The 13426-nt window shown below is 44.5% G+C and carries 15 protein-coding genes; all 15 read left to right on the top strand.

From position 1 onward, the window contains the following. Positions 1-12: 12 nt before the first annotated feature. The 15 genes from ftsY to topA all read left to right on the top strand — a co-directional run bounded on the left by ftsY (position 13) and on the right by topA (position 13408). Complete coding sequence (gene ftsY, locus ACRRQV_RS04975) at positions 13-1029, top strand: signal recognition particle-docking protein FtsY (protein WP_432528302.1); 1017 nt, start codon at positions 13-15, stop codon at positions 1027-1029. Positions 1030-1096: 67 nt separating this feature from the next. Continuing rightward, positions 1097-1420, top strand: coding sequence for a putative DNA-binding protein (locus ACRRQV_RS04970; RefSeq protein ID WP_432529466.1), 324 nt, complete (start codon positions 1097-1099; stop codon positions 1418-1420). A gap of 12 nt (positions 1421-1432) precedes the next feature. Beyond that, complete coding sequence (gene ffh, locus ACRRQV_RS04965; protein WP_432528300.1) at positions 1433-2791, top strand: signal recognition particle protein; 1359 nt, start codon at positions 1433-1435, stop codon at positions 2789-2791. A 294-nt stretch (positions 2792-3085) separates the two neighbouring features. Continuing rightward, a complete protein-coding gene (gene rpsP / locus ACRRQV_RS04960; RefSeq protein ID WP_432528298.1) occupies positions 3086-3358 on the top strand; it encodes a 30S ribosomal protein S16 in 273 nt (90 codons plus the stop codon). Between the two features lie 13 nt (positions 3359-3371). Beyond that, positions 3372-3605, top strand: a complete 234-nt coding sequence (locus ACRRQV_RS04955) for a KH domain-containing protein (protein WP_432528296.1) — start codon at positions 3372-3374, stop codon at positions 3603-3605. A gap of 68 nt (positions 3606-3673) precedes the next feature. Beyond that, positions 3674-4192 (top strand): ribosome maturation factor RimM, encoded by a 519-nt coding sequence (gene rimM, locus ACRRQV_RS04950; protein WP_432529464.1) that lies wholly within the window; start codon positions 3674-3676, stop codon positions 4190-4192. Continuing rightward, complete coding sequence (gene trmD / locus ACRRQV_RS04945) at positions 4189-4917, top strand: tRNA (guanosine(37)-N1)-methyltransferase TrmD (protein WP_432528294.1); 729 nt, start codon at positions 4189-4191, stop codon at positions 4915-4917. The genes rimM and trmD overlap by 4 nt, the downstream gene beginning before the upstream one ends. A gap of 133 nt (positions 4918-5050) precedes the next feature. Further along, complete coding sequence (gene rplS, locus ACRRQV_RS04940) at positions 5051-5395, top strand: 50S ribosomal protein L19 (RefSeq protein ID WP_432528292.1); 345 nt, start codon at positions 5051-5053, stop codon at positions 5393-5395. A gap of 268 nt (positions 5396-5663) precedes the next feature. After that, positions 5664-6221 carry a signal peptidase I gene (gene lepB / locus ACRRQV_RS04935; protein WP_432528290.1) on the top strand — a complete coding sequence of 186 codons (558 nt, stop codon included), beginning with the start codon at positions 5664-5666 and terminating at the stop codon, positions 6219-6221. An 11-nt stretch (positions 6222-6232) separates the two neighbouring features. Next, positions 6233-7105, top strand: coding sequence for a ribosome biogenesis GTPase YlqF (ylqF, locus tag ACRRQV_RS04930; protein ID WP_432528288.1), 873 nt, complete (start codon positions 6233-6235; stop codon positions 7103-7105). Between the two features lie 71 nt (positions 7106-7176). Continuing rightward, entirely contained in the window at positions 7177-7950 is a 774-nt protein-coding gene (locus ACRRQV_RS04925; RefSeq protein ID WP_432529462.1) for a ribonuclease HII, read from the top strand. A gap of 123 nt (positions 7951-8073) precedes the next feature. Then, positions 8074-9234, top strand: coding sequence for an ADP-forming succinate--CoA ligase subunit beta (gene sucC / locus ACRRQV_RS04920; RefSeq protein ID WP_432528286.1), 1161 nt, complete (start codon positions 8074-8076; stop codon positions 9232-9234). 17 nt (positions 9235-9251) lie between these two features. After that, entirely contained in the window at positions 9252-10154 is a 903-nt protein-coding gene (gene sucD / locus ACRRQV_RS04915; RefSeq protein ID WP_432528284.1) for a succinate--CoA ligase subunit alpha, read from the top strand. Between the two features lie 174 nt (positions 10155-10328). Continuing rightward, a complete protein-coding gene (gene dprA, locus ACRRQV_RS04910) occupies positions 10329-11222 on the top strand; it encodes a DNA-processing protein DprA (RefSeq protein ID WP_432528282.1) in 894 nt (297 codons plus the stop codon). A gap of 116 nt (positions 11223-11338) precedes the next feature. Next, the gene (gene topA / locus ACRRQV_RS04905; RefSeq protein WP_432528280.1) at positions 11339-13408 is read left to right on the top strand and encodes a type I DNA topoisomerase; all 2070 of its coding nucleotides are present in this window, start codon (positions 11339-11341) and stop codon (positions 13406-13408) included. Positions 13409-13426: the final 18 nt, after the last annotated feature.

Here is a 13426-nt window from a genome sequence, read left to right as displayed (position 1 = left end):
AGGAGTGTTCATATGAGTTTCTTTAAAAAGTTAAAAGATAAATTCTCAGGAAACCAAGAAGCTGAACAGTCAACTGAGAAATACAAAGAAGGGTTAACTAAAACCCGGACTGGTTTTACGTCAAAGATCAATGATTTGGTCGCCCGATACCGCAAAGTGGACGAAGACTTTTTCGAAGAATTGGAAGAAATTTTGCTGCAAGCGGATGTCGGTTTTGAAACCGTCATGGAATTGATGGACCAATTGCGTTTTGAAGTTCAGCGCAAAAACGTCAAAGATACATCCAATGTCCAATCCGTCATTTCAGAAAAATTAGTTGAAATTTACGAAGCGGGCGAAGACGAAATCAACGAATTGAACTTTGCCGATGACTTGACGGTCATCTTATTCGTCGGCGTTAACGGCGTCGGAAAAACTACGTCGATCGCTAAGCTTGCACACCGTCTGAAAAATGAAGGGAAATCCGTTTTGCTTGCTGCCGGAGATACATTCCGCGCGGGCGCAATCGAACAGCTCGACATTTGGGGCCAGCGCGTCGGCGTTGACGTAATCAAGCAAAGCGAAGGGTCTGACCCGGCAGCTGTGATGTATGACGCGGTCCGGGCTGCTAAATCGCGCAACGTTGATGTCTTGATTTGCGATACCGCAGGACGGTTGCAAAACAAAGTGAATTTGATGAACGAGCTGGAAAAAGTCCATCGCGTCATCACGCGTGAAATTCCAGGAGCACCGCATGAAGTCCTATTGGCACTTGATGCGACAACGGGCCAGAATGCATTGATTCAAGCTCAAACGTTCAAAGAAGTGACCAACGTTACCGGAATCGTCTTGACCAAACTGGACGGCACGGCAAAAGGCGGAATTGTGTTGGCAATCCGCAATAAATTAAGCATTCCAGTGAAATTTGTTGGCCTTGGTGAACAAATGGACGATCTCCAGCCGTTTGATCCTCAAAAGTATGTGTATGGCTTGTTTGCCGAAGGATTGGACAAAGAAGAAGAACTGGAAAATGCTGAATCAGACAAGTAAAATTACTTGACGCCTAATGCTATATTTTGTATGGTTGTCAGTAGAATAAACGAGGTGAGCAGCTATGATGGGACTGGAAAAAACGACGCGAATGAACTATTTATTCGATTTCTATCAGGAATTGCTGACGCCTAAACAGCGCAGTTATATGATGCTTTATTATTTAGATGACCATTCTTTGGGGGAAATTGCTGAAGAATATAATATCACTCGACAAGCAGTTTATGACAACATCCGACGTACTGAAGCGATGCTGGAAGAATACGAGGAAAAATTGCAGTTGTTTGATAAATTTCAAAAACGGCAGCAATTGGTGACTTCATTTGAAAGTCAGCCGTTTACAGAAGAGCGGATCCATAAATTTCTTGGTGAACTAAAAGAATGGGATTAGGAGGCGGCAATAGTGGCATTTGAAGGATTAGCCGAACGCTTGCAAGGCACCATCCAACGGATTAAAGGCAAAGGGAAAGTGTCTGAAGCAGACGTTAAAGAAATGATGCGCGAAGTCCGTTTTGCGTTAATCGAAGCGGACGTCAATTTAAAAGTCGTTAAAGAATTTGTGAAAAAAGTAAGTGAACGCGCGATTGGCCAAGATGTAATGGAAAGTTTGACTCCTGGCCAGCAAGTCGTGAAAATCGTTAAAGACGAACTGACCAACTTAATGGGCGGCGAGCAAAGCAAAATCGAATTCTCGACGCGTCAGCCAACGGTCATTATGATGGTTGGTTTGCAAGGGGCCGGTAAAACGACCACTTCAGGGAAGTTGGCTTCATTGCTCCGCAAAAAGTACAACCGCAAACCGCTGCTTGTAGCGGCTGACGTTTATCGCCCAGCAGCCATCCAGCAGTTAGAAACAATCGGCAAGCAATTATCGTTGCCGGTATTTTCAAAAGGCACAGAGATTTCGCCGGTCGAAATCTCTCGCCAAGCGATCGAACACGCACGGGCCGAACATATGGATACGGTTATCATCGATACAGCCGGACGTTTGCATGTGGACGAAAACTTGATGCAGGAATTGAAAGACATACGCGCCCTCAAAGAGCCGGATGAGATTTTCCTTGTAGTAGACGCCATGACCGGGCAAGACGCCGTCAACGTAGCTCAGAACTTTAATGAAGCGGTCGGCATCACGGGAGTCGTCTTGACAAAATTAGACGGCGATACCCGAGGCGGGGCTGCTTTGTCCATTCGTTCCGTTACCGAAAAGCCGATAAAATTTGTCGGGATGGGCGAAAAAATGGATGCACTTGAAGCGTTCCACCCAGACCGCATGGCTTCCCGAATTCTCGGCATGGGCGACATGCTGTCGTTGATTGAAAAAGCACAAACGAATGTCGATGAAGCAAAAGCGAAAGAACTGGAAGAAAAATTCCGGACTTCTTCGTTCACTTTTGACGATTTTTTGGATCAAATGAACCAAGTGAAACAAATGGGGCCGCTGGATGAAATTTTAAAAATGCTTCCAGGCGCCAATAAAATCAAAGGCATTGAAAACGCCAAAGTGGATGAAAGCCAAATGGGGCGCGTCGAAGCGATCATTTATTCGATGACCACTCAGGAAAAAACCACTCCGGAAATCATCAACGCCAATCGCCGTAAACGTATTGCGAAAGGATCTGGAACAACGATCCAAGACGTTAACCGTTTGCTCAAGCAATTTGAAGACATGAAGAAAATGATGAAGCAAATGTCTGGCATGAACAACAAAAAAGGCAAGAAAAAAATGTCGATGCCAGGCTTGGATTCTCTTTTTAAATAAACAATCTATGCTGTATAAGCTGAACTATTAATCTTTGGCTATCGATATTCCGCAAAACAGCTGCGAAGATATTGGGCAAAGGAAGTTTGACCAACATCTTTGCGACGAGCTTGCGCAGGAGCACTATTCTTTGCCTTACCCAAAGCGATCGAAGCGGTGTATAAAAGGATAATTCTTTAGTTCAACTTATACAGTAAAATAAATTTTAAGGTGTTAAGAAAAAATACTTTACAAACTATTTAAAGCTTGCTAATATAATATCTTGTGTGAAACTATTCGGAGGTGCTTTAAGAAATGGCAGTAAAAATTCGTTTGAAACGTATGGGAGCTAAAAAATCTCCTTTTTATCGTATCGTAGTAGCTGACTCACGTGCTCCACGTGACGGCCGTCAAATCCAAACAGTAGGTACTTACAACCCGCTAACAGTTCCAGCTGAAGTTAAAATCGACGAAGAATTAGCGTTGAAATGGCTTAACGATGGCGCAAAACCATCTGACACTGTTCGCAACTTGTTTTCTCAAAACGGCATTATGGAAAAATTCCATAACAGCAAATTAAGCAAGTAAGGGAGATTTTCTTATGAAGCAGCTGATCGAGACCATTGTCAAACCGTTAGTCGATTATCCGGAAGAAGTTCGTATAGAAACTGACGAAAATGCTAGCCGTATTGTCTACAAACTTTCCGTGCATTCAGAAGATACAGGGAAAATTATCGGGAAACAAGGACGTGTGGCGAAAGCCATCAGGTCCATCGTGTATTCGGCAGCAAGCAACTATCATAAGAAAAAAACTTACCTCGATATCGTGGATTAAGAAAAAGGAAGGAGCCCAGGTTCCTTCCTTTTTTGTCAATTAAAACAGAAATGAAAGGATGTTTGCTCGTGGAATGGTTTAATGTAGGGAAAATCGTCAACACCCATGGAATCCGTGGGGAAGTGCGGGTCATGTCCCGCACTGATTTTCCGGAAGAGCGTTTTGCAATTGGCACAAAATTGGGCTTGTTCAAGCCGGATGCCAAAAAACCGATCATGGTGAAAATCGCTAGCCACCGCCAACATAAAAACTTTGAATTGGTGACATTCGAAGGATATCCCAATATCAACGATGTGGTCGAATTCAAAGAAGCCTATTTAAAAATTGCAGAGCATGATTTGACGGACCTGGAAGACCATGCCTACTATCACCATGAAATTTTAGGCTGCACCGTTTATTCGACGGAAGGCCGTGAACTTGGGACGATTACGGAAATTCTGGAAACCGGCGCGAATGACGTATGGGAAGTCAAACCGAAACAAGGGAAAATGCATTACATTCCGTATATCGAAGATGTTGTCAAAGAAGTGGATGTCGATGAAAAGAAAGTGGTCATTGAAGTCTTGGAAGGTTTGTTGTCGGAATGAAAATAAACGTCCTTTCACTATTTCCTCCTATGTTTGATGGCGTCTTTCATCACTCAATCATGAAAAAAGCTCAAGAAAAACAAGCGGTCTCGCTTAACGTTGTGGATATTCGCGAATTCGCCGACAATAAGCGGCAAGTGGACGACTATCCATTTGGCGGGGGAGCAGGAATGGTGTTAAAGCCAGAACCGATTTTTAATGCCGTGGAATCCTTGTCGACCGAAAAAAATCCGCGCATCATTTTAATGTGCCCGCAAGGCGAACGCTTTACGCAAAAAAAGGCAGAAGAGCTGGCAGGGGAAGAAGAGTTAATTTTCATTTGCGGCCATTACGAAGGCTATGATGAACGAATCCGCGAGCATTTGGTGACGGATGAAATCTCTCTTGGCGATTTTGTGTTGACTGGCGGCGAACTCGCGGCCATGGCAGTAATCGACAGTGTGGTCAGACTGCTTCCAGGCGTGCTAGGCAATGCGGACTCGCCGGTTAAGGATTCCTTTTCAACCGGCCTCCTTGAACACCCCCAGTATACCCGCCCTGCCAATTTCCGTGGATGGAAAGTTCCGGACGTCTTGACGTCCGGCAATCATGCCCGTGTGGATCAATGGCGCGAAGAGCAAACCTTAAAACGGACGCTTGAACGGCGCCCGGATTTGTTTGAGAAAATAGAATTGACAGCAGTTCAACAGAAAAAAGTAGACGAATTAAAAAAACAAAAACGATAATTGGATTTCCTCTTGCACAAGATGGTTTTCGGTGGTACTATGGAGTCTGTACTTTTATGTGAAGTACAGGATCACGATGTTCCGCTGCAACAGCTATTTAGGTGTAAGAGCATCTGTAGAAGGAGAGAAAACCATGCAAAACATTATTGAAGCAATTACTAAAGAACAACTTCGTACGGATCTTCCAACGTTCCGTCCCGGAGATACTGTCCGCGTGCATGTGAAGGTTGTCGAGGGAACTCGCGAACGGATCCAAATGTACGAAGGAATCGTAATCAGTCGCCGTGGAGGCGGAGTTAGTGAATCATTCACTGTCCGCAAAATCTCTTATGGTGTTGGTGTTGAACGTACATTCCCTGTACACACACCAAAAATTGCACAACTTGACGTTCTGCGTCGTGGTAAAGTGCGTCGTGCGAAATTGTACTACTTGCGTGAACTACGCGGTAAAGCAGCTCGCATCAAAGAAATTCGCTAAGATAAGCAATGCAGGAAGAGGGCCTTCGCGCCCTCTTCCTTTTTTTTTGAGACTTTCAAGGCCAATGCCTCGGCATACGCTTTTCTTTGCTGGCTAGGCTCCAGCGCCTAGCTCTTCGGGACATAAGCCATCTTAGCTGTGCGGCAAAGAACGCCGCTTCGCCAATCCGTCTTATGCCTTTCAGAGCTGAACAGGCGCATACGCTTTTCTTTGCTAAAAGCGGTTAATCCTTGTACAATTAAACCAGAATGTTCGAGGAGGAAAGCGCATGGAAACAGAAGGAAAGAAAAAAAACGAAGTATGGGAATGGTCAAAAGCCCTATTGATTGCATTCGGACTCGCGGCAATAATCCGTTTTTTCTTTTTCACTCCAATCGTGGTGGACGGGGAATCGATGATGCCTACTTTAGAACATGGCGACCGGATGATCGTTAACAAAATCGGCTATAACGTAGGGGAACCGGATCGGTTTGACATTATCGTATTTCATGCGCCAGAAGAAAAAGATTATATCAAGCGGGTTATCGGTTTGCCAGGCGATCATATTGCCTATGAAGATGACCAGTTGTTTATAAACGGCGAACCTGTAGAAGAACCGTATTTAGATGAATACAAAAAAGGTGTTACTGGCACTTTGACTGAAGATTTTACGTTAGAAGAAAAAATAGGCCAAAGCACGATTCCCGAGGGATATATCTTTGTCATGGGGGACAACCGCAGAGCGAGCAAAGACAGCCGCATGATCGGTGCCGTGAAAATAGATGAAGTGATTGGCAGTACGAGTTTTGTGTTTTGGCCAATGGCTGAAGCAGGGATTGTTAACTAAGGAGTGTTTTTATGACGATACAATGGTTTCCTGGACACATGGCAAAGGCTCGAAGAGAAGTTACGGAAAAACTGAAATTAGTGGACATCATTTTCGAACTTGTGGATGCCAGGTTGCCTTTATCTTCGCGCAATCCGATGATTGATCAAGTGATTCAGCAAAAACCCCGTTTAATTATTTTAAATAAAATGGACATGGCAGATGAAGTTGAAACACAAAAATGGATTCGTTATTTTGAGGATGAAGGAACGCGTGCTGTCGCCATTAATTCCCTTGAAGGAAAAGGGCTTCAGCTTGTGACAAAAGCATCCAAAGAAATACTGGCGGACAAATGGGACCGCATGATTTCAAAAGGCATTAAGCCGCGGGCCATCCGGGCCATGATTGTCGGCATTCCGAACGTGGGAAAATCGACGCTCATCAACCGATTGTCTAAAAAAAGCTTAGCCAAAACTGGGAACATGCCAGGGGTTACGAAGGCTCAGCAGTGGATTAAAGTTGGAAAAGAAATCGAACTATTGGACACGCCTGGGATTTTGTGGCCAAAATTTGAAGACCCGGAAACGGGCTTGAAATTGGCGGTAACCGGAGCGATTAAAGATTCGGTTATCCAAATGCAGGAACTTGCAATTTACGCATTGAAGTTTTTGGAAGAGCGCTATCCGGAACGCTTAAAAGAACGCTACGGTTTGGAAGAAATTGACGAAGAAATCGTCAATGTTTTTGACCATATTGCCAAAAGGCGCCATATCAGCATGGTTAATGGGGAAGTCGATTACGAAATGGTTGCGGAAATTATCATCCGTGACATTCGGAATCAGCACTTGGGCCGCGTAACGTTCGATTACAAAGATGAAATGATCGTGGAAGAAGAAGTATACTGATTCCAGCAAAAGAGGTTGGCCCCGAGCTTGGGATCAACCTCTTTTTAATTTGGCAAGGAGGCGCATAGTTGATGGAGACGGTAACGGCAATAAAAGAAAAATTAAAGGCAGCCAATCAATGGGAGCCTTGGATGGATGAGTTGGCGCAGGATTCCCGGAAAAGCATCCAGACGTTGATCGCCCAATGGCATAAGAGACAAAACTCGAACGCAAAACTTTTACATAATCACGAGAAGAAAATTCAGTTTGACCAATCGTATAAAAAACATCCCACTTCACTTGTTGCAGGAATAGACGAAGCAGGTCGCGGGCCGCTAGCCGGGCCTGTCGTTACAGCGGCGGTCATTTTGCCGGAAGATTGCACCATGTTAATCGGCCTCGATGATTCAAAGAAATTATCAAAAGCCAAACGCAATTATTTTGCGGACATGATACGTGAAGTCGCGGTCAGCTACGCCGTCCACATTCAGCCGCCGGTTGAAATCGACCGCTGCAATATTTACCAGGCGACCAGATTGTCGATGACGAAAGCCGCATTGCAGTTAAACTCGCCGCCAGCTATAGTCTTAGCGGATGCGATGATGCTGGATCTTCCGATGCCATGCGAATCGATTATCAAAGGCGACGCTAAAAGTTTGGCGATCGCAGCAGCTTCGATACTGGCGAAAACAACAAGGGATAAGCTCATGGATTCGTACGCGGACGAATTTCCGGGTTACGGCTTTGACAAACATGCCGGATACGGGACACCGGAACATTTGGAAGCGCTGCGCAATCTTGGGCCATGCCCGATCCACCGAAAAACATTTGAACCGATTAAATCTCTCTTAATGAAAACGCTTTAAATAGAATCAGAATTTTGTAAGTATTTGCAGTACAACCGACAACTGTGGACATTTCATGTCAACTTTAATACAATGATAAAGGCAATAAAATTACGAGATAGATGTTTGATTGGAGGATGACAGATGAATATCCATGAATATCAAGGGAAACAGATCCTTAAGCAATATGGAGTAGCGGTTCCAGAAGGCCACGTTGCTTTTTCTCCGGAAGAAGCGGTTAAAGCGGCTAAAGAACTAGGTACTGATGTTGTTGTGGTGAAAGCCCAAATCCATGCAGGTGGACGCGGTAAAGCGGGCGGAGTTAAACTTGCCAAGAACTTGGACGAAGTGCGTGCTTATTCGAAAGAGCTTTTGGGCAAAGTGCTTGTCACTCACCAAACGGGCCCTGAAGGAAAAGAAGTAAAACGTTTGTACATCGAAGCAGGAAGCAACATCGAAAAAGAATACTACTTAGGATTGGTTCTTGACCGTGAAACTTCTCGTGTAACTCTTATGGGTTCTGAAGAAGGCGGAATGGACATTGAAGAAGTAGCAGCTAATAACCCGGAACGCCTTTTCTACGAAGAAATTGATCCGGTTATCGGCTTGACTGGCTTCCAGGCTCGCCGTATGGCATTCAACATGAACATCCCAGCTAAATTAGTAAACAAAGCATCAAAATTAATGCTTGGTTTGTATCAAGCGTATGTTGATACTGATGCAGCAATCGTAGAAATCAACCCTCTAGTTGTTACTGGAGACGGACAAGTAGTAGCATTGGATGCGAAATTCAACTTTGATGCCAACTCACTTTACCGCCATGCAGACATCATGGAAATGCGCGACTACGACGAAGAAGATGCAAAAGAAATCGAAGCTTCCAAGTATGACTTGAGCTACGTTTCTTTGGATGGGAATATCGGCTGTATGGTTAACGGCGCCGGACTTGCTATGGCAACGATGGATACGATCAACTACTACGGCGGAACACCCGCTAACTTCCTTGACGTTGGGGGCGGTGCGACTGCTGAGAAAGTAACGGAAGCATTCAAAATCATTCTTTCTGACAAGAATGTAAAAGGGATCTTCGTTAACATTTTCGGCGGTATCATGAAGTGTGACATCATTGCAGAAGGCGTTATCCAAGCGGCTAAAGAAGTCAGCTTGAGCGTACCTTTAGTAGTGCGTCTTGAAGGAACAAACGTTGACTTAGGCAAAAAACTGCTGAACGAATCAGGTCTTGATATTATCGCAGCCGGCACCATGGCAGAAGGCGCTAAAAAGATCGTAGAACTTGTAGGCTAAGAAGGGCAGGGACAAAGATGAGTGTATACATTAATAAAGACACGAAAGTGCTTGTACAGGGGATTACAGGGTCAACTGCCCTTTTCCACACAAAGCAAATGCTTGAATACGGAACGAAAATCGTTGCTGGCGTAACACCTGGCAAAGGCGGAACTGAAGTTGAAGGCGTACCGGTCTTCAATACGGTTGAAGATGCGGTTAAAGCTACAGGTGCTAACGTATCTGTAATTTATGTACCGGCACCTTTTGCTGCTGATGCAATTCTTGAAGCTGTTGAAGCTGATCTTGACATGGCAATCTGTATCACTGAGCACATTCCAGTTTTGGATATGGTCAAAGTGAAACGTTTCATGGAAGGCAAGAAAACGCGCCTAGTAGGACCGAACTGCCCAGGCGTTATTACTCCTGACGAATGCAAAATCGGCATCATGCCTGGATACATTCACAAAAAAGGACATGTAGGCGTTGTTTCGCGTTCTGGTACATTGACGTATGAAGCGACTCACCAATTGTCTGAAGAAGGAATCGGCCAATCTACAGCTGTAGGAATCGGCGGAGACCCAGTCAACGGCACGAACTTTATCGATGTGTTGAAAGAATTCAACGAAGATGAAGATACGTATGCTGTTGTTATGATCGGTGAAATCGGCGGAACAGCTGAAGAAGAAGCTGCTGCGTGGATCAAAGCGAACATGACAAAACCGGTTGTCGGCTTTATCGGCGGACAAACGGCTCCAGAAGGAAAACGCATGGGCCATGCCGGTGCGATCATTTCTGGCGGTAAAGGAACAGCTGCAGACAAGATCAAAGCGATGAACGAAGCTGGAATCGAAGTTGCAGACACTCCATCCGTTATCGGAGAAACCTTGATCAAAGTCATCAAAGAAAAAGGCTTATATGATGCGTGCAAAACGCATTAATCTTTAAAAAAGGTTCGAAACGCTGGTATATCAGCGTTTTGAGCCTTTTCATTTTGTTGTTTATTTGCTTCTCGTATAAAAATCACCTGGAAGAGTTTACAAGAAGTGGAAGCGGGATTATGATGGAAATAAGGAGATTTTGTGAAAATTCCCTTAACAGAATGGAGGAAATCGATGACACAAACATTTTTCCAGCGCCTCTTGGCTTTGCATTACGTCTATCCGAAGCCGCTTAATAAAATCCACTTGCTCATGAAAGACGATCCGGAATTAGAACGACTTCATCACTTGCCAATCCAAGAACTGGCTATTAGGTTAAACCTTTCGATGAACGCCGCTCGCCAACTCAAATCTGCGTATATTGAAAGCCTAAAACTCCCCTTGCAAGACGTATACGAAAAACATAAGATACTCCCCATATCTTATCAACATCCCTTATACCCAAACAGCTTGAAAGACTTGATTGACCCGCCGGCTATCTTATATGCCAAAGGCCAGCCAGAATTGCTCAGCAACCCGAATAAACTTGCAGTCATCGGCTCCAGAAAAGCGTCAAGCTATTCCCGGAAAGCCATGAATTTCATCATTCCTGAACTGGTGGAAAATGAGTTTATTGTGGTGAGCGGTTTAGCTAAAGGCGCAGATGCCATGGCGCATGAAACAGTTATTCGATTGGGAGGGAAAACAATCGCCGTGACAGGGAGCGGGTTTTTGCATCCGTATCCGAAAGAAAATCTGGAGCTGCACAATATAATAGAAGAAAGTCATTTGCTCGTCACAGAATATCCGCCTTATATGTTGCCGAAAAGATGGAATTTCCCGATGAGGAACCGGATTATCAGCGGTTTATCCAGAGGGATTGTGGTGACAGAAGCGCAAATGAAAAGCGGCACATTAAGCACAATTGAACATGCTTTGGAGCATGGAAAAGATGTATTTGCGGTTCCGGGCAGTATTTTCTCACCGCTTTCGGAAGGGCCGCATAAATTGATTTCTGAAGGTGCAAAACCGGTCTGGAATGGGCATCAAATCCTTGAAGAATATGAGCAATTATTCTCAGAAAACTAATTCTTAAAACTAAAAGCCTTGCATTAAGGGAAAAACTGTTATACATTTTGCACAGGTAATTCTTATTCAATAACTTGATAAAGTGTTAAGAAACCTCTATGAGGAGGAAAAGTGTCATGGCAGATTTTTTAGTAATTGTTGAATCGCCGGCAAAGGCGAAAACAATTGAACGGTATTTGGGGAAAAAGTATAAAGTCCGGGCTTCGCTTGGGCATCTTCGCGATCTTCCCCGGAGCCAGATGGGTGTAGACGTTGAAAATAATTATGAACCCCGCTATATCACCATTCGCGGCAAAGGTCCGATATTGTCGGATTTGAAAAAAGAAGCGAAAAAAGCAAAGAAAGTCTTTCTCGCGGCTGACCCCGACAGAGAAGGAGAAGCAATTGCATGGCATTTGGCTACTGCTCTTGGCGTTGACCAAGATTCCGAATGCCGCGTAGTCTTCAATGAAATTACAAAAGATGCGATAAAAGAATCATTCAAACATCCGCGGAAAATTGACATGGACTTGGTCGATGCACAGCAAGCACGCCGGATACTCGACCGTTTAGTGGGGTATAGCATCAGTCCAATTTTGTGGAAAAAAGTGAAAAAAGGCTTATCAGCTGGACGCGTTCAGTCTGTAGCTCTTCGTTTGATCATGGACCGGGAAAATGAAATCAAAAACTTCGAACCGGAAGAATATTGGTCGATTACTGGTGAATTTGAAAAAGCGAAAAAGAATTTTGAAGCTCAATTTTACGGAAGCGCAAACGAAAAAACAAAATTGTCCAATGAAGATGATGTAAAAAACGTCTTGTCATCGATGGATGGAAAAAATTTCGCAGTAAATCGCGTGGTGAAAAAAGAACGAAAGAGAAATCCTTCCCCTTCTTTTACAACCTCATCCCTTCAACAGGAAGCCGCCCGCAAACTAAACTTCCGTGCGAAAAAGACGATGATGCTCGCGCAGCAACTCTATGAGGGAATCTCTGTCGGCAAAGAAGGCATTACCGGTTTGATTACTTACATGCGCACCGATTCTACAAGAATTTCCGATACTGCGAAAAAAGATGCGTTGGATTTTATTGTAGATCAGTATGGCGAAGACTACAGAACGAAAGCGGCACCTGCCAAGCAATCGGCAAAATCACAAGATGCGCACGAAGCTGTGCGGCCGACTAGTGTGTTCCGGACGCCGGAATCACTTAAAGCCATTTTGTCCCGCGACTTATACCGGTTGTATAAACTGATATGGGATCGTTTTGTGGCAAGCCAAATGTCTCCAGCTGTCCTTGATACCGTAATGGCCGAACTGCAAAGCGGCGAAGCGGTATTCCGGGCCAATGGATCACAAGTAAAATTTCCGGGCTTCATGAAATTGTATGTCGAAGGAACAGATGACCAAACAGAAGACAAAGACAATATTTTGCCTGATATGGCTGAAGGTGATATTGTTAAAGCGGTAGAAATCACACCGAAACAGCATTTTACGCAGCCGCCGCCGCGTTTTACGGAGGCCCGCTTAGTCCGGACACTTGAAGAATTGGGAATAGGGCGTCCGTCAACATATGCGCCGACACTCGATACCATTCAAAAACGTGGCTATGTCACCCTTGATGCGAAACGATTTATTCCGACGGAACTCGGCGAGATTGTCCATCAGCTCGTTCTCGAGTTTTTCCCGGATATTTTAAATATCGAGTTTACAGCAAAAATGGAACATGATCTTGATAGCGTGGAAGATGGCGAAATCGACTGGAGAGCGATTATTGATGTCTTCTTCCAAGAGTTCGGGAAAGACGTCGAAGTGGCTGAAACCGAAATGGAAAAAGTGCAGATTAAAGATGAACCGGCTGGAGAAGACTGCGAACTTTGCGGTTCTCCAATGGTCTTTAAATTGGGGCGCTATGGCAAGTTTATGGCGTGCAGCAATTTCCCGGATTGCCGAAACACAAAAGCAATCGTCAAACACATCGGCGTTAAGTGCCCGACATGCAAAGAAGGCGAAATTGTCGAGCGCAAGAGCAAAAAAAGACGTGTTTTCTATGGCTGTGAACGTTATCCGGAATGCGATTTTGTTTCTTGGGACAAGCCGATTGAACGGCCGTGCCCGAAATGCAGCCAGCTATTGGTTGAGAAAAAGGTCAAAAAAGGCGTTCAAATCAATTGCGTCAATTGTGATTATGTAGAAGAAGTTCAATAATTTATAGAGGTGTAGAAA

This window comes from Planococcus sp. YIM B11945 (genome assembly GCF_050864155.1).
Taxonomy (GTDB): domain Bacteria; phylum Bacillota; class Bacilli; order Bacillales_A; family Planococcaceae; genus Planococcus.
The sequence above is the reverse complement of the archived record's forward strand: the minus strand, read 5'-3'. Positions and strand labels throughout refer to the sequence as shown.